Source organism: Kitasatospora sp. NE20-6, from assembly GCF_045862635.1.
Map to the genome: position 1 here is coordinate 1 of NZ_BPRL01000103.1, position 25514 is coordinate 25514.

At 70.5% G+C, this 25514-nt stretch carries 21 protein-coding genes and 2 pseudogenes; 3 read left to right on the forward strand and 20 right to left on the reverse strand.

Annotation, left to right across the window (positions count from 1 at the left end; translation table 11 throughout):
* From SNE206_RS38315 to SNE206_RS38325, 3 genes are all read right to left on the reverse strand, one after another.
* Positions 1-147: transposase domain-containing protein (locus SNE206_RS38315; protein WP_407918238.1), on the reverse strand; the 147-nt coding region annotated here is incomplete at its 3' end.
* A 182-nt stretch (positions 148-329) separates the two neighbouring features.
* On the reverse strand, positions 330-1187 hold the full coding sequence (locus tag SNE206_RS38320) for a hypothetical protein (RefSeq protein ID WP_407918219.1): 858 nt from the start codon (positions 1185-1187) through the stop codon (positions 330-332).
* Between the two features lie 187 nt (positions 1188-1374).
* Entirely contained in the window at positions 1375-2268 is an 894-nt protein-coding gene (locus SNE206_RS38325) for a hypothetical protein (RefSeq protein WP_407918220.1), read from the reverse strand.
* A gap of 380 nt (positions 2269-2648) precedes the next feature.
* Between SNE206_RS38325 and SNE206_RS38330 the strand changes: the two genes are divergently transcribed.
* On the forward strand, positions 2649-2795 hold the full coding sequence (locus SNE206_RS38330) for a hypothetical protein (protein ID WP_407918221.1): 147 nt from the start codon (positions 2649-2651) through the stop codon (positions 2793-2795).
* A gap of 127 nt (positions 2796-2922) precedes the next feature.
* Here SNE206_RS38330 and SNE206_RS38335 read toward each other — a convergent pair whose 3' ends face one another.
* The 16 genes and pseudogenes from SNE206_RS38335 to SNE206_RS38410 all read right to left on the reverse strand — a co-directional run.
* Positions 2923-4053 carry a hypothetical protein gene (locus tag SNE206_RS38335; protein ID WP_407918222.1) on the reverse strand — a complete coding sequence of 377 codons (1131 nt, stop codon included), beginning with the start codon at positions 4051-4053 and terminating at the stop codon, positions 2923-2925.
* Between the two features lie 501 nt (positions 4054-4554).
* Positions 4555-6291: a DUF2637 domain-containing protein gene (locus SNE206_RS38340; protein WP_407918223.1), complete on the reverse strand. Its 1737-nt coding sequence runs from the start codon at positions 6289-6291 to the stop codon at positions 4555-4557.
* Between the two features lie 213 nt (positions 6292-6504).
* A complete protein-coding gene (locus SNE206_RS38345; protein WP_407918224.1) occupies positions 6505-10251 on the reverse strand; it encodes a LysM peptidoglycan-binding domain-containing protein in 3747 nt (1248 codons plus the stop codon).
* A 38-nt stretch (positions 10252-10289) separates the two neighbouring features.
* Positions 10290-11294: a hypothetical protein gene (locus tag SNE206_RS38350; RefSeq protein ID WP_407918225.1), complete on the reverse strand. Its 1005-nt coding sequence runs from the start codon at positions 11292-11294 to the stop codon at positions 10290-10292.
* The gene (locus SNE206_RS38355) at positions 11276-11956 is read right to left on the reverse strand and encodes a hypothetical protein (RefSeq protein WP_407918226.1); all 681 of its coding nucleotides are present in this window, start codon (positions 11954-11956) and stop codon (positions 11276-11278) included. Before SNE206_RS38355 ends, SNE206_RS38350 begins: the two co-directional genes overlap by 19 nt.
* 27 nt (positions 11957-11983) lie before the next feature.
* Positions 11984-12418 (reverse strand): TadE/TadG family type IV pilus assembly protein, encoded by a 435-nt coding sequence (locus tag SNE206_RS38360; protein WP_407918227.1) that lies wholly within the window; start codon positions 12416-12418, stop codon positions 11984-11986.
* A complete protein-coding gene (locus tag SNE206_RS38365; RefSeq protein WP_407918228.1) occupies positions 12418-12852 on the reverse strand; it encodes a TadE/TadG family type IV pilus assembly protein in 435 nt (144 codons plus the stop codon). The genes SNE206_RS38360 and SNE206_RS38365 overlap by 1 nt, the downstream gene beginning before the upstream one ends.
* Positions 12842-13279 (reverse strand): TadE/TadG family type IV pilus assembly protein, encoded by a 438-nt coding sequence (locus SNE206_RS38370; protein WP_407918229.1) that lies wholly within the window; start codon positions 13277-13279, stop codon positions 12842-12844. The genes SNE206_RS38365 and SNE206_RS38370 overlap by 11 nt, the downstream gene beginning before the upstream one ends.
* A 38-nt stretch (positions 13280-13317) precedes the next feature.
* Entirely contained in the window at positions 13318-13581 is a 264-nt protein-coding gene (locus SNE206_RS38375) for a hypothetical protein (RefSeq protein WP_407918230.1), read from the reverse strand.
* A gap of 116 nt (positions 13582-13697) precedes the next feature.
* Positions 13698-14630, reverse strand: a complete 933-nt coding sequence (locus SNE206_RS38380; RefSeq protein ID WP_407918231.1) for a type II secretion system F family protein — start codon at positions 14628-14630, stop codon at positions 13698-13700.
* A complete protein-coding gene (locus tag SNE206_RS38385; protein WP_407918232.1) occupies positions 14627-15502 on the reverse strand; it encodes a type II secretion system F family protein in 876 nt (291 codons plus the stop codon). Before SNE206_RS38385 ends, SNE206_RS38380 begins: the two co-directional genes overlap by 4 nt.
* Positions 15502-16839 (reverse strand): CpaF family protein, encoded by a 1338-nt coding sequence (locus SNE206_RS38390; protein ID WP_407918233.1) that lies wholly within the window; start codon positions 16837-16839, stop codon positions 15502-15504. The genes SNE206_RS38385 and SNE206_RS38390 overlap by 1 nt, the downstream gene beginning before the upstream one ends.
* Entirely contained in the window at positions 16836-17654 is an 819-nt protein-coding gene (locus SNE206_RS38395) for a hypothetical protein (protein WP_407918234.1), read from the reverse strand. The genes SNE206_RS38390 and SNE206_RS38395 overlap by 4 nt, the downstream gene beginning before the upstream one ends.
* Positions 17655-17676: 22 nt before the next feature.
* A complete protein-coding gene (locus tag SNE206_RS38400; protein ID WP_407918235.1) occupies positions 17677-18297 on the reverse strand; it encodes a hypothetical protein in 621 nt (206 codons plus the stop codon).
* A gap of 707 nt (positions 18298-19004) precedes the next feature.
* Positions 19005-19241 carry a DUF4259 domain-containing protein gene (locus tag SNE206_RS38405; protein WP_407918239.1) on the reverse strand — a complete coding sequence of 79 codons (237 nt, stop codon included), beginning with the start codon at positions 19239-19241 and terminating at the stop codon, positions 19005-19007.
* A pseudogene (locus tag SNE206_RS38410) lies at positions 19232-19451 on the reverse strand (transposase); the annotation flags it as partial. The pseudogene SNE206_RS38410 and the gene SNE206_RS38405, both read right to left, overlap by 10 nt.
* A 120-nt stretch (positions 19452-19571) precedes the next feature.
* Here SNE206_RS38410 and SNE206_RS38415 point away from each other — a divergent pair.
* The gene (locus SNE206_RS38415) at positions 19572-21086 is read left to right on the forward strand and encodes a lipase/acyltransferase domain-containing protein (RefSeq protein ID WP_407918236.1); all 1515 of its coding nucleotides are present in this window, start codon (positions 19572-19574) and stop codon (positions 21084-21086) included.
* A gap of 7 nt (positions 21087-21093) precedes the next feature.
* Complete coding sequence (locus tag SNE206_RS38420) at positions 21094-24984, forward strand: hypothetical protein (RefSeq protein WP_407918237.1); 3891 nt, start codon at positions 21094-21096, stop codon at positions 24982-24984.
* A 17-nt stretch (positions 24985-25001) separates the two neighbouring features.
* Here the strand turns inward: SNE206_RS38420 and SNE206_RS38425 are convergent.
* Positions 25002-25100: pseudogene (locus SNE206_RS38425) on the reverse strand (DUF4259 domain-containing protein); the annotation flags it as partial.
* Positions 25101-25514 lie beyond the last annotated feature (414 nt).

Consider the following 25514-nt stretch of genomic DNA (forward strand, 5'->3'; position numbering starts at 1 on the left):
CGAGGGCAGGTCCCGCAGCCGACGCTGCACGCACCCGGTCTCCTCCAGGACCGCGTCGACGAGCTCGAATGGTATGACCTGCGTCAACTCGCCCAGATGGCCGGGCGCGAACCGTCCGGCGGCCACGATGAACTCACGGGAGAGCATCGCCAGACCCGGCGGCGCGGCACAATGACGTACGGGCAACGGGGCACCTCGAAGATCAGCAGTCTTGGCGGACTATCTGATCAACGCGGCCCCGTTGCCCGCGTCACGACCCGGCGCTGAAACCCCTTTCCACCAGCGGAAATCCGTTAACTACCCGGCCTTGGGTCAGGGCCCCCCGTCCGTCATCGGACACCCCCGGTCGGGGCGGGGGTCCACAGGCCGGTCGGTCCGTCAGCACGTTGCCGGTCGCGTCGGCATAGCTCCTGAACTACGCGGCCGACCTTGCGCCGTACCTTCCTGCCGTCCTTCTCCGGTTCGGCGCTGCCGGCATGCTCGGCGGCCTGGGCCCAGGTATCCACGCCGTGCTGGCCACGGGCGAGAACTACAGCCAGCTCCAGCGGTTCGAGCCGATCCAAAACAGCAGCCAATCGCCGATCGCCGGGGACCTGATCGAGCAGTGTGTCCTCGGGCAGGTACCGGTCGGCGAGCAGGTCCCGCAGGGTCGTGCCCTCACAGACCGGGCTCTCCAGCAGGGCGACCCGCTTGTTGCCGTAGGTGCGCCGCTGCCACAACGGCACCAACTGGCGGTGGATCGTTCGTGCCTCCTGCCGGAGCTGGCCGAGCGCCGACAGCCCGAGGCCGGTGCCGTTGGAAAGCGGGTAGATCCATTGGCCCAGCAGCACGGTGGACACAGCCTCCGTCCACCGGTCGCTGCGGTTGAGGCCAAGGAGCTGCTGGCCGAACAGTGCCAGCCGACCAGGATCGGTTCCCTCCATAGCGGCCTCGCGGGCGGCGAAGCATGCCACGATCGGGAACAACGGGTGCCAGGTGGACTCCTGAGGGCTGACGACGGCGGTCAGCCAATGAGCCAGCCCGCCTGGCGCGAGGTTCTCAATCAGCGGCCCCCCCTCCGGGTCCGCTGGTCGGCCATCGGGCTCTGCGATGAGAAGGCACGCCTCGTCGTCCGGCATGTGGAAGACGGCCGCCGTGGACGCGGCCACGCGCTTGCTGACGTGGCGCACTGCGCCTTGGGTGATCATCGGGTGTCCCCTGCGGCTGCGTCTGCTGGCGCCGTCAGCGCGGGCGTGGTCCTCGCGAGCTGGCGGCGGAGCGCTCGGGTCCGGAGAGCGCACCGGGCCCGCCGGCCGGCCCAGGTGCCGAGTCCGAGCGCGCCGGTGGCGGCCAGGGCGCCGAGGGTCTCGGCACCGGCCTGCAGCAGGAAGTCCGTCATCGGGCACCGCCGCTTGGGGCGGAGGTCCACAGGCCGGTCGGCCCCGCGGCCCGCTGACTGTCGCGTCGCTGCAGTTCGGCGACAGCGCGGCGGACCTTACGGCGGACCCGCGCGCCGAATGCCTCGGGCCGGCCGGCGCCGACGAGCTCGGCAGCTTCTGTCCAGGTGCTGACGCCGGGGCGGCCGTAGGCGAGGACTACGGCCCGCTCGGTCGGGTCGAGCCGCTGCAGAACGGCAGCCAGGCGCCGGTCGCCGGGGGCCTGGTTGAGCAGCGGGTCGTCGGTCGTGTACCGGTCGGCAAGCAAGTCCCTCAGGGTCGCACCCTCGTAGACCGGGTTCTCCAGCAGAGTGACCCGCCTGTTGCCGTACGTCCGCCGCTGCCACAGCGGCATCAGCTGTTGATGGGCCGTCCTGGCCTCCGAGCGGAGCCGGTCGATGGCGCGCAGGCCGAGGCCGGTGCCGTCGTAGAGCGGGTCGATCCAGTCGCCGAGCAGCGCCGTGGACAGGGCTTCAGTCCAGCGCTCGCTGCGGTTGAGGTTGAGAGCGATCCGGCCGAACTGCGCCAGAGCAGTGCTCTCGCCCTGGACCGAGGCCCTACGGGCGTCGATGGCGGCCCGGATCCGGTTGATCGGGTAGTTCGTATTGCACTGATGGAGGAGTCCGAGCTTGGGGACGAGCCAGAAGCTCAGGCTCGATGGCTTGGTGCTCACCGCGAACAGCGGGTCCGTTCCCTGCACCTCGCGGCCGTCGGGGGTGGCGATCGAGATCATCCGTCGGCCGTCCACCACGGAGAAGCGGACTGATGTCGGGTTTGCGGAGAGAAGCTGCGGGTCGAGTACGTGGCCGTTGCGCTCTGGCCTGTCGGTGAGCACGGTGTGCGGAGTGGTCATCGGGTGTCCTCCGTGGAACTAGGTTCACCCTCTGGGCGCGGGAAGACGGAGAGGAGACCAAAAATCTCGGCGATCCATGTGTGATCTGCGTCACTTACTGGTTGGCGTCCGGTAGCCCCTCGGCGGCGGCCATGGCAGCGGTGCAGCCCGGCGGGCGTGCCGTCGTCCAGTTGGGCGGCCAGCTCCTCGATCCAGTAGGAGACGTTCTCGCCCTCGCAGGGGAGCGCGTCCTGGTGGATCAAGGAGCCGGGTGGCCACGACGGTGAGGACTTGGTGGAGCTCCTCGGCGGCGCGCGGTCGATCACGCCTTCCAGTCCAAGTACAAGCTTGAGCCGATCACCGGCGCACCCTACAAGGGGGATTCCGGAGCCGGGGTGTGGGTGGGCCAGATCGTCGAAGCCGTCGTTACCAACGGCGGCGAGACCGTGACAATCGCCGCGTCCACCCGACCAGTCGCCGACTGGATCAAGCAGGTTACCAACGTCGACGGCGTTCCCGGCGTAGGCGAAGGTCCCGGCGGGCACTGACCAACCCAGGCCCAGGACCGCCAGCAGCCCGTTGTCGCCGCTGAGCAGGGATGCCCGCGACACCCTGGTCCGGTGGCGTCGGCGTCGTCTCCCAGGCCTGCCACTGGAGACCGGGCTGACAGCTGAATCAGGCGAGGCGTCGCGACGCGATCAGCCGGTTCGTCAGTTCCACCGTGCCCAGGTACCACCAGAAGATCCAGTCGAGGAAAGCTTCGTCGTACTCACCGCGCTGGTCGGCCCGACGGTGGCGCAGATCGAACCGGTTTGCAATTTCGAACAGGGCGCCTTCGTCCTTCCCGAGGCGGTCCTTGAGCAGGGTGCGACGCTCCTCGAGGATGCGGGCGAGGTTGAAGATCGCTGATCTCTTGCTGTCGACCGAACTGTCACGTCCTCGAAAGAGCGCGACGGCGTGGCGGACGCCGGCAGTGATGTCGGGAGGGCTGTCGCTGAGGACACAGTGCACCAGCTGACTGCGGGCATCGTCAGTGACGGCTACCAAGCGCCCGAGGTCCTCACCTTCCGAGGCCAGCTCGTATTCGATCCCGGCCTGGCGCAGAAGCCGATTGACCCTCCACCGATACAGGATGCGAGCTGGACCGTTGTGGAACTCCGAGTGGTGCCAGCCGCACGAGTTCCAGTTGTGCCACTCTCTCTTGCGGGGGCGGCTGACCAGGTCGTGAAACACCTCGATCAGACCGTAGAACGTGTCCTCGTCCCAGCTCTCCGGGGACAGCGGCCAGAGATTGGGGATGCCCAGATGCCGGTCTATGACGCTTGAAGGGTCGGGCAGCTCACTGGGATCGTCCACGCACTCCTCACCGAACACTTCAACCAGGTAGCCATGGTCAGTCAACTCGGTGAGGATCCGTGCGAAATCTCGCCGACTGTCACGTGGCGTGCTTCCGTCGTGTGACAGACCACTACCGCGACGCTGCGGCCAGTACGGGCGCGGCTCAACCGCGTGCCGGAGCTCAGCTGAGCGGTCGACCAGCTCGGTGAACCAGTCTCGTCTATCCGGGCCCGTCTTCAGCCCGCTGTCAAACGGCTCGGAGGTCCAGGGATTGTGGTCGATGACAGTGGTCTGCCTGGGCACCTCCTCGAAGTCGGCAACCGCCGTCGTGCCGCTCAGAGCCTCGGTCATCAGCCAGATGGCACGGTCTTCCCAGGCGCCACCAGAGACCCGCAGGATACGTTCGCCCTCAGAGGAGAACAGTGCGGTAGGCCAGAGGAGTTCGTAGTTTCTCAAGTCCAGACTCACCGCAGCATCATCCTCTATCAATGGTCTGTCGGAGTCAGTAATGACGCTGGCCCCCTATGCCGGGTGTTCCACCGCCAGATGATCTCGGTCACGGACATGCCGGGAGGACAAGGCCCCTGACCTGGGCATCCCGGGCGGGACAACGTGCTGGACAAGGGGGCGGCGTGCAACGTCGGCGGCACCGGGCACCCCGCCTCGATGCCCCCGGCCTCAGCAGCCGCGGCATCACGCGGGCCCGGCCCGGCGTAGACCTCGATCCGCACTTCTCACCGAAGTACCGGCCGACGTGGGCGCCGCGCTGCCGGACGTAGGTGACGCTCTCCAGGGCGAGCCGCTCACGGTCCACCCGGCCGGCCGCCAGTGCGCACGCCGCTCGCCGCACCGAGGAGAGCTGCGCTCCGCTGTCCTGCCGCGCATGGAAGACGGCGGCCGCTCTCGGAGAGCGCCAGCATGTCGTTCGACCCCAGAGAACATCACCCGAATGAGCTGTGGGCCAGGCAGCTACGACCGGGCGCCGGAGGCGGCGAGCTCTCCCGTCGCGTGCTCGCCGGGGCGTGCCACGATGGGGCCAAGCTCGTCCTCAAGTTCCTTGTAGACCGTGCGCGCGCTGCCCTCGTGGGCGTATCCGGCAAGCCGGGCGAGCGTTCCTCGGGACAGCTCCCGTCCTTCGCGCTGGTGCTGCTCGTAGATCAGACGGGCCTGTTCCTTCTTCGAGAGCAGCTTGCCGTTGACCTGATGCTCCGCTCGCTGCTCGCTCTCCGGCTCCGAGCCCACTGACACAGGCTCCGACTCGGCGACGTGCGGATCGTGCGGGCCGCCCAGCGGCTGCGGTTCCTCGGTCCGGAGGTGCACCGAGCTGCTGCGCTGGACTGGAGCGAACGGCGCCATCTTCTCCGCAGCCGGCACTGGGACAGGCTGCGGCAGCCGCTCGTGCAGCTCCTCCGCTGACGGAAGGGGTGCCGTGAGTGACTGGATCACCTGCAGCAGACCGCCCGGATCGGCGCCCGGGTCACGCTCGAACTCGGCGCGGAGCACCGCCGCGGCCGGCGCATCGCCATCCAGCGCTCCTGAGGCGGCCAGCTCCTGCCACCCGGGATGGACCGGATTGACGTCCCGATCCGGCAGCGCGGAGACGAACTCATGCCCGGCCGCGGAGGACGACTCCACCGCCGCCGCCCGTGCCTCCCCCAGCGCGTGCTGCGCGTCGGCATCATCTGCGGTGGGCAACGAGCCGCCCGCCGCCGGGACGTTAAAGTTCGCAACAAGAGAGGCATCATCGCCCGGAACCTCGCCGCCCCTTCCCGCATCGGTCACCACTCCTGCGTCGGGCTCCTGGTCGGCCGACGCCGAGGCGATCGAGGCCAGATCCGGCGAAGGTGCGGGATTCACGAGGCTCGACGCGGCACTCACAGGAATCCGTTCCACCACCGTCTTCTCTACCGGCATCACCTCCGCAGGTCGCTCGCCCGAGGGCAGCTCAGGAGCATCGACGAGGACCTGGTGCATCGCCTCAGTCCAGATGCCGTAGCCGGCCATCCGCAGCGCCCGCAGAGCCTCAATCGGGGCGCTGGTTCGCCAGCCGCGGCCGTACCGGATGCGTAGCTCCTTCCGGTACAGCACCCGGGCGCGCTCCAGGCGCACGACCTCGTCGTAGGAACGGATCTCCCACAGCTTCATCCGCCGCCACATGCGGAAGGTGCCCACCGGCGACAGCACCCAGCGCCACCACCGGATCGAGTCCATGTGCCGGTCGTCGGCGAGATCAGCGGTACGGCGCACCACGTGGCGAGCTGCTTCCACCACGATCACGAAGAGGACCGGGATCAGAGCATGCATGGTCGTGCCCACGAAGTCCGGCCAGCTGACCGATGCGTTGAAGGCGATGGTCCCGGCCGTCAGCATCCACGCGATCATGCGCAGGGGCCAGAAGGCCATCTTCTTCCACGTCAGGTACACGTCCAGCGCAAGGATGACCGCGATTCCGACGTCCACGCCGACGGGGAAGGCATACGAGAACCAGGAGAATCCCTTCTCCTCCGCCAAGCGGCGCACCGCCGTGTAGCTCCCGGTGAAGCCGATGCCCGCGATCACGCCGGACCCGGCCACGATGGCACCCAGTAGCGCCTTCTCGCCCCGGCGCGGTTTCTGTGCCGCGCGCCCGGCGCGGCTGCTCGATGAAGTGGTGGTGAGCTCCAACGGCTCGGTGCGGTGCTCCAGTCCCCCTGAGGTGGGCTCCATGAGCTCCCTGTCCTCCCTGTCGTCAGTGCGCACGAGGCGCCTCTCGCCCTCCATAGATGGCGTGGTCAGGCCCGGTGTGACCGCCGAGCAATGACGAATTCCGAACGGTCGTCGCGGGTCAGTGCATGGACACTGGTTTCCGAATAGCTGTTCCTTTTTCGCTTCGCTACTGAGCCTGACCTGCCCATCGGCTCTGCCCGCGGCGGTACTCGATCAAGCGGTTGCCGTGCGGCGTCCCTTCAGCAGCGTCTCGAGCAGGTCGACGGTCTCCTCCTCTGGGTCGACGCCAAGCTCCTCGTTCAGGTCGTGCAGCCGGCGCGCGGCGCGCTCCAGGCTCTCGCGGTCCCCGGAGGCCGCGTGGACCTCGAAGAGATCGCGGTAGAGCAGCTCGCTCTCCGGGACAGCCTCCAGGCCGCGTGCGGCGGCCATCGCGGCCGCCCGGTAGTCCCGCTCGGCCAGGCGCCGCTGGGCGAGCTCGTGCGCGGCGTCCTCGATCGCGGAGATCATCTCCTGGACCCAGGCCTCGTTCCAGGTGTACTTGGTGGCCAGGGTGCCCGCGAAAGGCCTGCCGCGCACCAGGGCGAGCGCCTGGGCGAGCGCGATGTCCGCGTCCAGGCCGCTGCCGTGGTGACCGGCCCGGTACAACTCCTGGAACTGCGCCCAGTCGCAGGTCACTGCCGGGTCCAGCCCGTAGACGTCCTCGGTGATCCGGGGCAGGTAGGGGCTGCCGTCCGGCTTGTCGCCGAGCCACCGGCGGGCCCGCGACATCAAGGTATTGCGGCCCTGGTTGTCCACTCGGGTCCCCGGCCACATGGCCTCGTCGAACTCGAGGCGGCTGCTGCCGGGGTTCAGGACGAGCCAGGCCGCCACTTCGGTGAGCTGGCGTCGCCGCGAGTCCTGCTTGCCGTCGCGCAGGCCGAGGACCTCGACGCGCCCCAGCAGCCGTACATACGGGACGGACGGCTCCTTGGCTTCGGCGGTGAGCGCGGCCAGGACCGCAGAGGAGTTGTGCAGGCGGTGACTGACCCGCGCGTTCGCACCAGCCGGCACGGCGGCCGGGGCCAGGCTCGGGACCGTGACCGGCCGCGCCGCGGCACCGGCCACGGCGTCGTCCTCCGCCTCTTCCTCCGCGGTCTGCTGTTCGCCGTCCTGCTCTGTGCCCCGGACTTCGTGCTGTTCCTCTTCCTGCTCTTCGCCCTGCTCATCGTCAGCGTTCTGGGCGTAGCGGGCGATCACGGCGTCGAGATCCTCCTCGTCCTCACCCCAGTCCGGATCCTCATCCTCGTCCTCTTCGTTGTCGACCAGGCCGAAGACGTCTTCCTCCGGGTCCGCGTTCTCTTCCCGGTCGACTTCGTCCGGGCCGGCGGCGCTGATCGCGGCTGCGGCGCGGGCGCGCTGCTCCTGGTCGTCCTCCTCGGCGATCAGGTCCAGGTCCTGCGGCTCCCGGGAAGAGCCGGCGGCGCCTGCGGCCGCGGCAGTGTTCTTGGCCGGCGCGACAGGCATGGTGACGGTGCCCGGAATCGTGGACGGCCCGAGCGCGAGGGCCGGGGAGCCGGCGGCGTAGGTGGCCTGGGCGGCGAGCGCGGATCCGCTCGCGGCGACAGCCTCGACGGGCACCGGCTCCTCGCTCATCTCCGCGTCCTGGTCGGCGTCTTCCTCGGTTCGTTCGGCGGTCGCCGTGGTGGTGTCCGGGCGGGTCCAGGCCGGAGCGGGGAGCGTGTCGCGTCGCTCGGCGGTGGCCAGGACGTCGACCAGATGCTGGTAGGCGTCCGGCTCGATGCGCTGGAGGATCACGGTGAAGGGGAGACTGTCGATCTCGATCTCGAGGCCGGCCTCGGCCGGGATGCGCCAGCTGGTCTCCACCGGCAGGTCGGTGCGGTTGCCCGCGATGACGCCGATCGACGTCCTCGGCTGTGCACCGAGGATGTCGGCCAGCTGCTCCGCCTGCGGTGCGGCCGGTTCGTCGGTGCTGATCAGGATGTGTGGGGTCCAGGCGTCGCCGGTGGCCGGGTCGCTGACGCGGGCAGCCCGCAGGGAGGGGTGCCCGCCGGCTTCGAGGGCCTGGCGCTGGAACGCGTCCTGGGAGGCGAGCGTGGCCAGGGCCTTGGGCAGCGTCTCGTAGTAGTCGGCGTGTGTGGGGTAGAGCTCGGCGAGCTCTTCGCCGACGCCGGCGAGCAGCAGGAGACGGTCGTCGGCGAGTTTGCTGTTGGCCAGCTCGACGGTGAAGGCGCGCAGCACTGCGAGGACGTCGCCGTCGGATCCGTCCAGGGAGAGCAGGCCCATGGTTTCCAGGTCGACCAGGACCGGGTCGCCTTCGGGGGTGTGGCCGAGGCTGACCAGGGTCGGGTAGGGGGCCGGGGTGCGGGCGGCTTCTTCGGCGCTCAGCAGTGCGGTGTTGCGGGTGGAGGAGCCGCAGCGCCACAGCGTCGTGCCCTCCTCGGTGGCGGTGAATGGGGCGATCGGTGTGGCCGGGGCAGCCAGGTACAGCTCGACGGCGTCCCCGCTGACGCGTACGGCTTCGAGCTGCGGGACCTCTTGGCCCAGGTGGGCGGCGTGGGCGGCCATCGACCGCAGTGAGCGGTCCAGTAGGGCCAGTCCGGTTGGGTTGGTGGTGGCGCGCAGCTGTCGCTCCAGGCCTGCGGACTGGCCGGCGGGCATGGGGATGCGGCGGGTGGGCTTGCGGCGGCGCTGCTGCAGGCGGCGGCGGAAGCCGATACTGGCCAGGACGCCGGCGGCGAGGATCGCGCCGCCGGCGGCCAGGTTGCGCACGCTGTCGTTGCTGTCGGCGGGCGCGGTTTGGGCGTGCTCGGGTTCTGCGGTGGGGTGCTGGGTCGGCTGCGTGGTGGCCGCGGTCTGCGCCGGGTCGGCTGCCGGGGCAGCTGTGGGACTCTCGGCGGATGTGGGGGGCTGTTTGGTCGGGGCCGGAGTCGCCGTTGCGGTGGTCGACGGTGCGGGCTGCTCGGCGGGGGCGGTTGGTGCGGGCGTTTGGTCGGGAGTGGTTGTGGCGGTAGCCGGGGCGGGAATCACGATCTTCTCGCCGGGGAACAGCTCGTCCGGGTTGCTTAGGTGTGATCCGTCGGGTTGCACCAGGGCCTTCGTGGCCTCCAGCAGCAGCGGGTACTTGTCGCCGTCGCCGAGCTCGCGCTCGGCGATGCCGGACAGGGTGTCTCCCTCGACCACGGTCACCAGGTGCTCGCCCGCGCCTTCGGAGCTCTGCGGAGCCGTCGCTGCGGTTGGCCGGGCCAGGTCGTCCCCGACAGCATCGGCCGGCAGCAGCAGCGTCCAGCCCGGGCGAATCCGGCTGTTGGAACCGAGGGAACCCCCGTCCGGCTGCGGGCGACCTTCGTTCAGCGTCTGGATCTCCGACCAGCGTGTGCCGTCCCCGAGGTGCTGCTCGGCGATGCGCCACAGGCTGTCGCGGTGGCCCTCGGACGGGGCCTTGACCACGTAGATGGGCAGGTGCTGCTCTGGGGCGGCCGGGGCGGCGGTCACTGCAGTGAGTGTCTGCTGCGGGACGGCTGCCGCCGTCGCGGCCGCTCGCGGCGCTGCGGCGGCGGGGGCGGCGGTCGCGGTGCCCACGGTGAGAGCGCCGGCGCTGACCAGCAGCATGGTGACCACCAGCTGCCGCGCCAAGGCCTGGTTGGCGCCGGCGGCCGGCACCCGCATGGGTAGACGCCCGATCTTGGAGAGCGCAGCGCGCAGCTCGACTGCTACGCAGAAGGCGAACTGCGCCCAGACAGCCCACAGCACCACGGCGATCGTGTTGATGATGACGGTGGTGCCCACCGACTCGTTGAGGGTGGACCACGTTGGCATGCTGTTGGGCAGGGGATTGCCGATGAAGGTGATCAGGCCCCAGGGCACGGCTGCCAGCAGGGCGAGCAGGGCGAGGCCGGCCAGACCGGCGCGCACCAGGTCGCCCGCGGTACGGGTGGCCGTGGCCGGCTTCGTCTTGCTCATGGGTCAGTCCTTCGGTTGATCGGTCCAGCGGGGCGTGGTCAGTGGGTGACCACGGTCTGGATCTCCTTGACCACCACGTTCTGCGGGGCTGTGTCGGTCACGCCGTCCGGCAGAGGGTTGGCCGGCGTCGCGTTGGGGTTCTTCGACGCCGTCCAGGACACCTTCCACTTCACCCGGCCCGTGAGCGGGTAGGTGCTGCCCCGGGAGGATCGCATGTAGGTGACGTTGCAGCTGCTCGACGACGAGTCGACCACGTAGCCGCCGCCCGACGCGGTGAACGGGTAGGTGCAGGTCCGCGGTGATGCGTCGTCGGTTCCGGCGTCGACCTCGAGCGAGACCGGCACGGCCCGGGTGGAGGCGGCGATGCTGAAGCCCATGTAGTCCAGCGCCGCCGTGACGCTCACCGGCTGCAGCGGGCGGCTGAAGCTGACGTAGGTGGGCAGGTTGACGGTCTGCCGGTCGGCGGTCGGCGACAGCGCCACCTCGGGCGAGGGCAACTTCGTCGCCCCGTACGCGATCTTGCTCAGCATCTGCGGTGTCACCGTGAGCAGCCCGGCCGGGGGGTTGCCGGCCGGGACCCACCGCAGGCCCGGGCTCTGGGTGCAGGTCGTCGTGACCGGCAGATCCCATGCGGCCTCGGTCTTGACCATGCCCCACCAGGCCCCCTGCTCGCCCTTGTGGAAGTCGTGGTCGGCCTTCAGCTCGTCGTACTGCTTCTGGGCGTCCGCACCGCCGGTCGTGCCGGACAGGCTTTGCAGGAGTGTTTGGAACGCGGAGTCGAAGCCCTCGGGGGTGTAGGCAGGCTCGTACCAGCACTCGGGCGGGTCCCAACTGCCCGCGGACGACACGAGGTGCTTCGACCCCTCACCGCCGTTCTGGTTCATGGTCAGCGTGACGTGGGACTCGATGCTCCACGGGTTCGGTGTGCTGCCGGTCGGCTCGCCGCCGAAGTCCGCGCGTGCCGGAGCGGGGAGCGACACGGCAGCGAGCACTGCCAGGACGACGGCGCTCCCGGCGCGGCGGGTCAGGCCTTCTGCTGGCACTGCGTCGATCCCTTCTCTCCGAGTGCTTGGGTCACCCGCCACACTCCCTGGCTCGACTTCTCCAGCCCCAGGTTCCACTCGGTGTAGTCGCGCACCGACGGGGTGCTGGTCAGCACCTTCCCGCTGGCCTTGTCCTTCGGGTAGCCCTTGGACTGGTCCTCGCAGTACGCGGCAGCGGCGTGGGTGGCATCAGTGATCGTGAAGGTGGGGGAGTAGTACCGGGTTTCGCCGGTGATCGTCTGGTTGCGCTGGACGAGCTGGCCGATGATGTTGGCCATGTAGGGGCGGGCCATGCCGTCCCAGGCGTACACGAAAGCCGCGTTTTTGGCGTCTCCGGCGGCGAACGCGCCGTTGTAGGCACGCAGCGCGTACGTCAGGGTCTGCGCCACGGCGTCCTTCCCTGCGTCGCCGGTCCCAGGGAATTGGAGGGTGACCTTGAGGTCGGCGGGCAGGACCACCTCGGGCGCGCCGGGGGGTAGCGTCGCGGGAGGGCTGGCGGGGGCGCTGCTGGCCGAGGGCGGCGGGGCACTCTGGGCGCCGCTGATCGTGCCGTCGCCGGCCGGCTTGGAGCTGCTGCACGCGGTCGCCGCGGTCACGGCGAGCAGGGCGCAGCACAGTGCCGCAGTCCGTCGCATGCTGCGGCGGGTGCTGGTGGATCGCATGGTGTGTCTCCCGTTCCCCGTGGGGGCTCATTGTTCCTGCACGGCATGTGCTGTCGCGGTACCACGCACCGTAATTGACGTTTGGCCAAGCAATCGCATCAAGATCGGCTGGTAGGTCAGCTGTACCTCGACCGTGACGGTGTTTCCGCCGCTGGAGGTACAGGTCGCGCTCGCACCCGCCTGGGTGGCGAAGGACTGGGCGTAGCCGCTGCATGCCGGGTTGGCGGGCACGCTGAGGTTTCCGGCGCGCAGCGAGGCAGGGTCGATCTGGTTGGCGGTGTAGCGCGCAGCCTGCTCGGCGATGTCGGCGGCCTTCTCCCGCTGGTGGATTGCCAGGCCTCCGTCGATCACGAAAGACGCGAAAAGCATGAACAGCATGGCGCCGAAGATCAGGTAAAGGGCTCCGCTGCCTTCGTCGCCGCGTAGGCGGGCCTTGAGCCGCTGCAGGATCGTCGTGGGCATCAGGATGTCCGCCTGTAGGTGTCAAGCGGCGCGGTGGCGGTACTGGTCACCCGTCGGTTGGTGTTGATCCCGAGCCAGGCCAGGCCGCGGACGTCACAGCTGATGGTCACCGTGAACATGCCTCCGGCTCGCCAGTCCCCGGACGGGTTGACCTGCATGTCCCCGTTCGCGCAGACGCCGGCTGCGCTCGCGCGGGCGGCGCGGGCGGCCTCGGCGGTGGCGGTCTGGTAGTTGCGCTGCAGCGCCCCGGTGCGGGCGGCGTCCCGGGCCGCGCCGTCCAGAGAGCTTCGGCTCTGCACCATGAGGCCGAAGCCGACCAGCAGCAGGGCCATGAGCAGGAGCAGGGGCGTGGCGATGACCAGCTCGACGGTGCTGATTCCGTCGTCGGCGCGCAGTCGTTGTGCGAGGCGCGGTCGGGTGCTGTCATCCGGCATCGGGCACGAACCTCTCCACGGGGCCTTCGCTGGTCGCGGTGGCGGTCAGGTGTAGCCAGGGGATGACGTTGACCACCTGCACCCGGACGGTGACCTTGACCGTGTGGGGGCCGGTGTTCTCCGCCACGATCACCGGATCGCTGCTGAGCGCCGGGCCGAGGGAGTGGACCCGGTTGAGGGCGACGGTGCTGGCGTTGCCCTGCCAGCCGCCGGGGTCGGCATCGGCGGTGGCCCGGGCCTCCCTGGCCCCGGCCTGGGCTGCGGCCAGGGCGACCTGGTCTGCGAAGAAGAACAGCGCGAACTGGACGGCGAGGAAGAGTAGCCCGAAGATGATCGGCGTGCCGATCACGAACTCCACGGAGCTCATGCCGGAGTCGCGGCCTCGAGCACGTCGGTGCTCGACCAGCCGGCGAAGGCGGCGCATCATCGGTTCCCCTCCCTCTCCTCTTCCTTGCCGTCCGGTGGTCAGCTGCAGCCGCCGTTGTTGGTGGAGTTCGCGCCGGTGATGCAGTTGCCCACGGTGGTCGCCTTGGTGGTCAGGGCGCCGCTGAGGATGACGGCGACGGCGACCAGGATCGCGATGATGATCGCGATGCCGATGACCATCTCGACGGTGGAGAAACCGGCGTCCTCTTGCTCACGTGCGGCGGCCACGCGGGCGCGGACCCACGTGGTGGCCAGGGTGAGGTTCGGGTTCCAGCCGGTCATGCGGTCAAGAACGTTGTTCATGGTGCAGATTCCCCTCGATGGTTGGTGCCCGGCGAGATGCGGGGCGCAGGATCGGTTCGGGGCCGCGGCGGCACTGCCGCGCGGCCATGGTGGCCTGTGGGTGCACAGGAGGTAGTTCACAGGGACGCCACCCGCACCAGGCCCGGGTAGACCAGGAAGATCATGAACCCGGCGACCAGCGACAGCTGCGCGATGAGCATCGTCTGCGACTGCGCGCCGGCCTTGCCTTCGGCCTCGGACAGCTCCCGGTCCGCCAGGGTCTTGGCGGTGGCCATCAGTGAGCTGCGGATGCGCGCACCGTCGTCCGCCGCGAGGGCGATCCGGACAGCCAGATCTCGCAGTTCGGGGACGGCGATCTCCTGCCCGAGCCGGTCGAGCGCCTGCCAGTGGGTCAGGTTCGCCATCCGTGCGCCCTGCAGTTCACGGCGGAGGCGCAGCATGGGCTCGCTGTCGGTGATCTCAGTGGCCGTCTTGAGTGCCTCGGGCAGGCCGCGGCCGCCGGCGAGACTGTTGGCCACGAGAGTGGTGAACGAGCCCAGGACGTGGGTGAAGTCGGCGCGCGCCTTCTTCGCGTCGCCGCGGATCTCGATGTCGGGCAGGAAGAAGAACAGCACGGCGAACGCCAGCGCGAGCCACAGCGGCAGCGTCAGGTTGCTGGCGAATCCCGCAGCCCACAGGGCGACGAACACCACGGGCCCGAAGAGCAGCCCGAGGAGGCTCACCAGGATCTTCGTCGCCATGAACGACTCGAACGAGCGGTCCAGGATCGACAGATCCGCGCGAAGCACCGGGAACTCCCAGCCCTGGCGTGCGCACAGCCGAGAGGCCTGGAGCCCTATGACTTCCCGGATCTGTGCCGTCCGGTCGGTGCGGCCTGCGGCGGGTGCCGGCAGTGTCTGGCTTCCCAGGGGGAGCCGGGCCCGGGCGTCGACCCGCAGCACGGTGGCAGCGGCACTGGGCCTGCCCGGGAACAGGGCGCGCACCAGAACGAAGCCGCCCAGCCCGAAGCCGGCGCCGTACAGGAGAGGCCACAGCAGTCCGAGACTCACGCCGTACCTCCTGCTTGGGTCTTGACGAGGAACCGGTTGGGAGCGGGAACCCGCGACAGCCGCTGCAGCCACACCAGGCCGAACGCGAACAGGCCGAACACCACGGCGAGGACCGCCTGGCCCTGCGCGGTGCCGAACGACTCGGTGTAGGCGGGGTTGAACACCCGCAGACCGACCACCATCCCGACGATGACGATCACCACGATCTGCACGCTGCGGCGGGTGCCGGAGCGGCTGGCGAAGATGCGGTTGCGCATCGCGACCTTGGCGCGGGCGTCATTGGCCAGGTCGGTCAGCACCTCGCGCAGGCCTTCGCCACGCAGGCCCGAGGCCTGGATCAGAGCGGCGATCACCATGTCCGCGCCGCCGTCGTCGAGGTCGACCGCCAAGCGGTGCAAGGCCTCGCTCATCGGCATGCGGGAGCGGATCCGGTCATCAAGGGCCAGGAGGTGAGGACGCAGGGTCACGCCGGCCGTCCGTGCAGAGGCGCTGATGGCCTGCTCCAGTCCGGCCGCGCTCGCGATCGTGTCGCGCAGGCCCTCCGTCCACGCCGCCAGGGCCTCGACCCGGGCCAGGGCCTCACGCTCCGCGGCTGCTCCGCCGAACATGGTCGACCAGAACAGCACCAGGAGGGCAGCGGCCACGGCGGCGACCGGCCAGCGCATCACCACGAGCACGACCAGGCCCACGACCAGCGCAACGCCGGCACGTCGCCGCAGGAACCGTGCGATCTGCTGGGAGGCAGGCGTGGTGGTCGTCGCCCTGCGACGCCACCCAACGAGCGCGGCGATGAAGAGCACGATCCCGCAGCCGGCCCCGCCGCCGGCGAGCAGCGCGAGCAGCGAGTCGGGGGCGAGGTATCCGCCGTTCATCACCACCTGCCCGGGAAGTCGAAGCTGCCCACCTCGAAGCCCTGCCGCGCCAGCCGCGCACGGGTGCGGTCGGTCAGCGGGGCACTCGGCACGACGTTGTCGTTCTCGTCCAGCGCGTAGACCTCGGAGGAGGCGACCCGGCCGTCGGCGTACCCGCTGACCTCGCGGATCGACGTGACTCGGCGCCGCTGCAGACCGGTGGCGGGGTCGAGGTCGCGGTCGACGAACACCACCAGCTTCAGCGCGTTGGCGACCAACAGCTGCGACGCGTCGATCGGCATCCGCTCGACCGCCTGGATCGCGTAGGTGCTGATCTTCTGGAAGACGTCCGCAGAGCTGTTGGCGTGGATGGTCGACAGCGAGCCGTCGTTGCCCTGCGACATCGCATTGAGCATCGCGACCACCTCGTCACCCAGGACCTCGCCGACGATCACACGCTGCGGGTTCGAGCGCAGCGAGCGGCGGACCAGGTCCGCCATCGACACATAGCCTTGGCCCTCCGCGTTGGCCAGGCGCTCCTCCAGCGCGAGCACGTTCGGGTGCAGGTCGGTGAGCTCGTGCAGGCCGAGCTCCAGAGACCGCTCGATGGTGATCAGACGTTCACGCGGGTCGATCTCGTTGGCGACTGCCTGGAGGAGGGTCGTCTTACCGGCGTTGACCTCGCCCGCGATCATGATGTTCAGCCGGGCGCGGACCGCCGCGGTCAGGAAGGCCTCGACCTCCAGCGTCAGAGTGCCGTTGGCCCGCAGATTCGACAGCCGGGCGACGCGCAGGCGCTTGCGGCGCACCGACAGAGCCGGCCGGTGCGCCACGCTCATGACTGCCGACAGACGGGAGCCGTCCGGGAGCCGGAGGTCGAGTTGGGGGTTGGCAGCGTCGAAGGGACGGCTGCTGAGGCCTGATGTCGCGGCGAGAACCCGGATCTGCTCGATCATGTCGGCGTCCGACTCGGCGATCGGGCCGACCTTGTCCTGCGACCCGTCGGCGAAGCTGACGAAGACTTCGTCGAAGCCGTTCGCGTCGACGTTCTCGACGTCAGGGTTCTCCAGCCACGGCTGAAGCCGGCCGGCGCCGTGCAGGGCGGCCGCCACCGCGGTGGTGAGCCGCTCCTCCTCGTCCAGGGAGATCGGCACCTGCCCGGCGTTGATGCGCTCGGCCGACAGTGCCTGCAGCTCGTCCGCGATGATGTCGAGGGAGAGCGCGCGCAGGTCGGCGTCGGACAGCTGCCGGTCGCCGGCCTCCAGAGCCCGGCGGCGCTGCTGCAGCACCTGGCCGGTCCGCTCCCGCAACACCTTCACCAGGCCGTAGTCGACGGCCGATTCCACGGTGGTGGTCATCGGGCTGCTCCTTCCAGGTCCTCGCGAGCGGGGACGGCTTCATCGGTGCGGCCGAGTCCGAACCGGTTCTCCAGGTCGGCCACGATGCCGCGCACCGACGCGACCAGCTGCGTCTTGTGGGTGCGGCCGCGTCGCCGCCCGGCCAGCTGCTCGGCCGCATCCGGGTCGAACGCCACGACACCGGCCACCTGCGCGGGCGTCCCGCCGGCGGCCAGGACCCGGGTCGCCGTGTCCACGGCCTGGGCCTGCTTGCGCGACGGGGCCACCAGCAGCACACCGATGGGAGCGCTGCGGCGCCCGCCCACGGACATCTGCTGGTGGACGGTTGCCGCCCGCGCTCGGACATGGGCGAGGTCCTCGGCGTTGGTGCGAGACACCAGCAGGATCAGTGAGGCATGGCGAAACAGCGCCGAAGCGGGAGTACCGGGGTAGAGGCGGCCGATGTCGGCGATGACGTCGGTCGTCCCGGGTGCGGACAGCACGCGACCGAGCTTCTCCCAGTGCTCACCCCACGCCGCTCCCTGCTCGGGGCGGGACAGACCGAGGAGGACCTGCTGCTCACCGGGAAGGTGCTGGGTGTGTTCGCGGACCACGTCGGGACTCAGGACGCCACGGGCCGCAAGAGCCAGGGAGAACATCCCCTTGTTCGGGTCCAGGACGTCCCCGTTGGGGGCGACCTGTCGGTACACCAGGTCGGAGCCGAGCGGGTCGAGTTCGGCGAGCAGGGACTGGCGGGGCCAGACCCCGGCCATGGCGAGCGCAGTGGTGCTCGCTCCGGGGGCGCCCTTGGCGGACGCGATGAGGATCAGCGACATGTCGGTCTCCGTGCAGCCTTGATTACGGGGCAGAGGCGATGAGGACCAGGCCGACTTCGCCGGACGAGGCGGCCTGGATGACACTCCCCGAGGCGGAGGCCGGCACCAGCACGGACAGAGAAAGAGCGGAGCTGACGTCGCCGTTCGCAGGCCTGAACACCTCGCGCACCGTGGCAGAACCGACCAGCTCGACCGCTCCGGCAACGCTCTGAGAGGCGGAGGTGGAGGTGGACGTCGATCCCTTTGCGGCCGCGTCCCGGCCGACCCACATCACTCGCACCCGGTCACCGGCCTTCAGACTCGGCGGGAACTGGCCCGACTTCAAGGAGAGGCCGACCACCGACTGGTCGCCAGCAAGGCCTACGGCGTCGGTCAGCATCGGGCCGGTCAGGAGCGTGCCGGCCGGGATCTCCACTGCAGCCGAGTACTTGTTCGTGAGGATGCCCCGCTGCTCCCAGGGCACGAACTTCAGGTTGCTGTCCTTGGCGACCTGGACCTCGGTCAGCGCGTCCGCGGGAATCTTCTGGCCGGGTGCGACCCGCTTGGTGATCTCCACGGCGGAGACCCGCTCGCCGGCCTGGCGGAGCAGCACGGCGAACCCCAGGGAGCACGCGAGTACGACCAGCAGGGCCAGGACTGCCACCCCCGGCCGCCGCTCGCGGGGCTGGGTGGGGATCCTGTTCGCAGGAGTGGGTGTCCCCTGCCGGGGGAGGGCCGTGCCCCCCGTCTTCTCCACCGAGTCGGTGGGATTCCCCGTCTTCCTCATACTCATCCTCAAACCGCTGATCGGCTGTCCGTAAATCCCGGCCGAGTGCGCCTTCAGTCGGATTAGAGTTCACATCCGCGGCGCGGCCGGCGGGATTTCTGATAGTCGCTCCGCGTCACCGCGGGGCGGCTCCCCCTTGCATCTCAACAGAGAGTGATCGAGACGGGTTACTCTGCGCGAAATCCCCCCTAGATCAACTCGATGTCCGAGTTGTACACATATGCGGGCATGGGGTAGCCACCCCATGCGCATCATGAGTACCGCAGGGTCACCATACGAAAGTTTTGGCCCACGGCACAGTCGACATCGGCCACTGCTGGGCATGTCACTGGCACACTCGCCGACAAACAGGGCTTATATTAACAAATAGGACACTTTCCCTCGGTGGGAAATCGCCCATCATTTCCCCTGGATACTGACAAGTCGTCAGGACCGCCTGCTGGCGGTAGAGCTGAAAAGTCGACAGATCCCCATCATCGTGGTCCGGAATATTTGCCTGACAGTTCGTCAGATAGTGAACTTATCGCCCCCTGCTGCGCAATCCGGTCTGGGCACCGTCCGAGCGCTGCACTTGGGTCCGCCCATCAGAACAGCGAGTCGGGCTGAACCGGGGTGGCTGCCCCAAGCAGTCCCGCCCGCACCGGCGCGAGCGATTTCCAGACCTCACCGTACGTGCCGCTCTCGGTCCACAGCTCCCACAAGTGGCTACCGTCGGAGTGAGCCCGCTCGATGGCTTGCAGCGCGAGTTCAGCGAGCTCAGGGGTCAAGACGGGGACCCCGGTCGGCCATTCCTGCTGGGCCTGGATCCGTTGCAGGAGCATCTTCCAGGTGCCGTCCGCCGACCAGCGCCGGTGCCTCTCGTGCAAGGTCTTCCACGGCCCGTACCGCTCGGGGAGGTCCCGCCACGGGACACCGGTGCGGATCCGGTGCAGCACCCCGTTCACCATCTGCCGGTGGTCCCGCCACCGGCCGCACCGCCCGCTGCTCACCGGCAGCAGCGGCTCGATCCGCTCCCTCTGGGCATCGGTCAGATCACCACCGGGGTGCCGCTGGCAGGGTCCTGGTCTTCGGCAAAACCCCTTCCGGGCGGGGGTGTTCCCCTATCGTCGGGTGGCATGAGGGCTGTGGGGGATGGCAGGTCCGGTGGTGCCGTGACGTCGTACGCGGGGGTGCCGCCGGTGTTCGCGGACCGGACCAGGGACGCGTGTGTGGTGGTGCCGGGCATCATGGGCAGCGTCCTTCAGGATGCCGCGACGGGCCGGACCCTGTGGGGGGCCGACCTTGCGGCTCTCACCGGCGCGGTGAGCGGCGAGAGCCTCTTCGCTGCCCTGCAGACGACCGAGGAGGAACGGGCGGCCGACGTCGGCAACGCCGGAACCGGGCCGGTGACCCGGATCCGGGCGACCGGCCTGCTCGCCAAGCCGTGGTGGCTGCCGGTCTTCGAGGGCCTCGACCCCTACACCGACCTTCGCAAGGCCCTGTCGGGCGTGGTCCTCGCGCCCGAGGCGGTGGCGCCGTTCCCCTACGACTGGCGCCTCGCGGTCTCCTACAACGGCGCCCTCCTGGCCCGTGCGGCCCGTGCACATCTGATGCGGTGGCGGGCGCGTGTCGCGGCCCGGCCCGATTGGCGGGCGACCGGGGAGCGGGTGCCGCGGCTGGTGTTCGTGGCGCACTCGATGGGCGGGCTGGTGGTGCGGGCCGCGCTGGAACAGGACCCCGAGCTGGCCGCGGACACCCGGGCGGTGATCACGGCCGGCACGCCGTTCCTCGGCTCGGCAAAGGCGGTCCTCGCGCTCAACCTCGCGCACGCCCAGGCCGGGCCGACCTGGCTGCAGCGGCGGGTGCAGGCGCTGGCGGCGACCCTGCCAGGCGTCCACGATCTGCTGCCCGGCTACCGCTGCCTCGATGTGGGCCTGGACGTCGAGCGCCTCACGGCGGGCGATGTCGCCCGGTTCGGCGGCGACCGCGACCTGACCGAGCGTTCGCTGGCCGAGCGCGCCCGCCACCGCGAGGACGGGTTCGCGATGCCCGGGCACCGGGCGATCGTCGGCGACGCGCAGCCCACCGTGCAGACCCTGCACGAACAGCGGCGCGCCCACCTGGCGGTCGCCGAAGGCCGCCACCACGCCTTCGACATCGACGACGACCGACAGCTCCTTCGCGACCCCGCCACCGGCATCCCCGCCCGCCGCAACACCTACGGCGACGGCACCGTCCACACCCCCTCCGCCCAGGTCGGCACCCAGGCCGTCACATACGTCTACGGGCAGCACGGCACCCTGATGCGCCACGACGAAGTCCTGCGCCAGATCCGCCGCATCGCCCTGGAGCGCCCCCAGGGCGCCCACCTCGGCCCCGGCGACACCGCCCTCCGGCCCGGCCTGGAAGTGCCCCACCTCGGCGCCGCGCTCGGCGAGCCGCTCACCCTCGCCGTCACCGGCCTGACCACCCCGGCCGGTGTGAGCCTGACGGTGCGCTCCGCCACCACCGGCCGCCCCGGCCACCCCCTCACCCCGCGCCCCGACCCCGACCGCACCGACCGCGCCCTGACCGCCCGGTTCACCGCAGACGCCCCCGACCTGTACCGGGTCACGCTCGACACCGGCGCTCATCCGCCGATCACCCAGCTCGTCCTCGTCACCCCGCCCGACACCAGGACCCGGTAACCCGTCCATGCCAGTGCCCACCAGCCCGGACACCCCAGCACCCGATCCGGGCCCCAGCGACGGGGGCGGCGTCGATCTGTTCCCGGTCAACTTCACCGCCTACCGGCACGATCTCCTGCCCGACCTGGACACCGAGGCGCACGTACGGGCGATCGCCGGCCTCCTCGCCCCCTACGGCGCCCGCACCACCGAGTGGACCGTGCCACCAGCGGGGCGGAACAGCCAGGCCGTCTCGAACCGGCTCAAGAGCTGGAGGCGGGCGGGCGGCAACACGGTGCTGTACTGGGCCGGCCACGGCAGCGCCGAGCGCCTCGCCCACCATGAGACGGACGCCCCCATCGACGACGGCGTCTCCCCGCGCGACATCGCCGACACCATCGGCCGCCGCCAACTCCTCGCCGACAGCGCCGACAACTGGGCGATCGTCGTCCTGGACGCCTGCTTCTCCGAGGACTTCGCCCGCGCCGTCCACCTCGACCTCTTCACCCGCCACCGCGACGCCGGCCGCTACCTGCTGCTGTCCACCGCCGCCCGCGGCTACACCGAACTCGGCGAACTCACCCGCGCCCTGGAGCGCGCCCTGCACATCACCTTCCCCACCCAGCGGGCCATCGGCCTGTCCTCCCTCGGACGCGAACTCGCCGGCCGCCTCGGCGGCTTCTTCGACGACCTCACCGTCGACGACCTCCGCGACCAACTCGTCAGCCTCACCCCCACCGCCGCCACCGCGGTGTCCGGCCCGCTGGACCAGCTCGCCGAACTCCAAGCCGTCATCGACCAGCTCCCCGCCGACGAACAGCGCCACTTCCTCCCCAAGGCCACCGGTGCCGAACTTGGCGAGCTCGCCTGGTACTTCCACGGCCGCACACTGCAGCGCAACCAGATCCTCCACTGGCTGACCACCACCACCAGCGGCGCCCTGATCGTCACCGGCCCCGCCGGCTCCGGCAAATCAGCCCTCCTCGGCCACATCCTCCTGCACACCAACCCCCGCCTGCGCGACCTCCTCACCCGCGACGACCACCTCACCGCACTCCCACCCGGCATCACCTGCCCCGACGACCCCTTCGACCTCACGGTCCACCTAGCCGGCCTCACCCCCGCCCGCGTCCTGCACCTCATTGCCGAGGCCGCCGGCCTCACCGATCTCGCCGAACAGGCCACCGGCGGACAGCCCACCACCGACCTCACCACCCGCCTCCTCGCGGCACTGCGCGTCCGCCAGGCCCCGCTGACCCTGCTCTTCGACGCCCTCGACGAAGCCGACCAGCCCCTCGTCATCGCCGACCAGATCCTGCGCCCCCTCGCCGCCATCCCGGCCGTGCGCCTGATCGTCGGCACCCGCCGCTCCACACGCGAGGGCCCCGACCACCCCACCTCCGCCGACACCGACCTCCTCGACGCCCTCCACCCGCGGACCGCCACCCCCGGCAGCCAGGCGGCCCCGGGCCCGCAGTACGTGAAGGTGTCCCGGGACCCGGAAGCGATCGCCGACTACCTGCGCGCCAAACTCCACGCCGCCAAGCACCACGGCACCCTCCACGCCGACTACCCCCTCATCGAGGAGACCGTCCGCCGCCTCGTCACCAACGACCAGGAGAACGGCGCGGAACCGCAGCAGTTCCTCTACGCACGCCTCGCCGCCCACGAACTCCTCAACAACCCGGACCTCCTCACCGACCCGAGCCCCCTGGTCGGCCGCACCCACCGCGAGCTCTTCGACCGCGCCCTTCAACGCCTGCAAGGCGTCAACCCCCACTACCTTCCGCTGCTACAAGCACTCGGCCTCGCGCAGGGTCGCGGCCTCCCCGACCAGGACGGCATCTGGGCCCACGCTGCCGACGCCCTCAACACCGACCTCAGCCCCGCCGAGACCAGGCACAGCATTGAACGGCTGCTCCCGGACGCCGCCCCCTACCTCGCCCTCGACCAGGAACACGGCCAGAGCGTCTACCGCCTCGCCCACCGCACCTTCACCGAACACTTCACCACCGCCCCCGACACCGCCCGGGCCCACGGCCGCATCACCACCGCCCTCACCGCCCACGCCCGCGAAACCCTCCAGCGCTGGCACACACCCGGCAGCGCGTCCCGGCCCGCGGACGTCAGCCCCTACATCCGCCACCACCTCGCCACCCACGCCCGCCTCGGACAGGCCGCCGGAGCCCTCGACGCCCTCGCCGCCTACCCCGACGTCCTCGACACCCTCGACCTCACCAGCATCACCACCAACGCCCTCCACCACGGCCTCGACCCCAACGGGCTGCCACCCACCATCGCCGGCACCGTCCTCCACCAGCACCACATCCACGACACCGTCACCGGCTGGGAGCCGGGCACCGCCACCGCATGGCGCCGCTGGTGGCGACGCCTCGGCACCACCTACCTCCAGGGCACCCCGCCCCCCGCCGAACCCCACCCCCGCAACACCGGAACCTGGCCCCCGATCATCACCACCGGGACCGTCCGACCCCGCCAACTCCACCTCCAACTCACCGGCCACGTGGGCAGGGTGTGGTCGGTGGCGGTGTTCGCCGCGCCGGACGGTACCCCCCGTCTCGCTTCTGGCGGCGACGATGGGACGGTGCGGGTCTGGGACCCCGCCACCGGCACACAAGTCGGCGATCCCCTCACTGGCCACGACGGCGGGGTGCGGGCGGTGGCGGTGTTCGCGGCGCCGGACGGCACCCCCCGCCTGGCCTCGGCCGGCGACGATGGGACGGTGCGGGTCTGGGACCCCGCCACCGGCACACAAGTCGGCGATCCCCTCACTGGCCACGACGGCGGGGTGTGGTCGGTGGCGGTGTTCGCCGCGCCGGACGGCACCCCCCGCCTCGCCACCGGAAGCGGCGACGACTGGACGGTGCGGGTCTGGGACCCCGCCACCGGCACACAAGTCGGCGATCCCCTCACCGGCCACGTGGGCAGAGTGTGGTCGGTGGCGGTGTTCGCCGCGCCGGACGGCACCCCCCGCCTCGCCTCGGCCGGCGACGACGGGACGGTGCGCATCTGGGACCCCGCCACCGGCACACAAGTCGGCGATCCCCCTACCGGCCACGACGGCGGGGTGCGGGCGGTGGCGGCGTTCACCGCGCCGGACGGCACCCCCCGCCTCGCCTCGGCCGGCGGCTACGGGACGGTGCGGATCTGGAACCCCGCCACCAGCACCCAGGAGGGCTGGCTTGTCACCAGCTACCACCGCGGGGTGTGGAGGGTGCCGGGGTTCTCCGCCACCGGCCACGTGGGCGGGGTGTGGTCGGTGGCGGTGTTCGCCGCGCCGGACGGCACCCCCCGTCTCGCTTCTGGCGGCGGCGATGGGGCGGTGCGGGTCTGGGACCCCGCCACCGGCACACAAGTCGGCGATCCCCTCACCGGCCACGACGGCGCGGTGTGGTCGGTGGCGGTGTTCGCCGCGCCGGACGGTACCCCCCGTCTCGCTTCTGCCGGCAGCGATGGGACGGTGCGGGTCTGGTGGGACCCCGCCACCGGCACCCAGGAGAGCGGGCCCCTCACCGGCCACAACGACTGGGTGAACGCGGTGGCGGTGTTCGCCGCGCCGGACGGTACCCCCCGTCTCGCTTCTGGCGGCGACGATGGGACGGTGCGGGTCTGGGACCCCGCCACCGGCATACAAGTCGGCGATCCCCTCACTGGCCACGACGGCGGGGTGCGGGCGGTGGCGGTGTTCGCCGCGCCGGACGGCACCCCACGCCTCGCCACCGGAAGCGGCGACGACCGGACGGTGCGGATCTGGAACCCCTGGACGCGGGCAGGGCATGTACTTCCCCTGGCAGACGACGTCAACGCACTGGCATCGGGCCACGGCCTGCTCATCGCTGGCACCAACGCGGGATTCCTCGTGATCGATGCGTCGTCCGTACCCACCGACGTTGCTTGATCGCCCAGGACAGTGCCTAGCTCCACCGCTACCTCGTCGGCTGGCAATGTGCACAGGTGGTCGACGAAGTCCAGCGCGGAGTCGTCTTCGAACAGCCCGGTCCCCCACGTCCCCATGCTCGCCACCTTCACATCGCGTCGGACTGGCGTGATCAAGTGTGAGCCTCAGCTGCTGGGGTCACGGCCGCGGCGACAGATGTAGGCGCTCAACCAGGAAAGTGGTGCGCGGGGCCGGCGCCGGCGGCACGGTGCGCAGGAGGGGACTGCCGGAGATAGAGAAGCCCGGGCAGGCCGAAGGCTCCGGCGAGCCGCGCTGGGCAGCTTGCCGGAGCCTTCAGTGAAGAGGAGACAGCTCAGCCGGAGCCGCGCCTACCCGTGAGCCACAGAGCGGGCGGGAGCGGGCAAGGGAGCGGACGATGGGGCCGAGGCGCGGCCGCTACGAGACGACTTCGGCGCCCGCCCGTTCTACCCGGTCGATCGCAGCGCCGACACCCTCGATCGCGGCGACGCAAGAGAGAAGCCGGTCCCGCT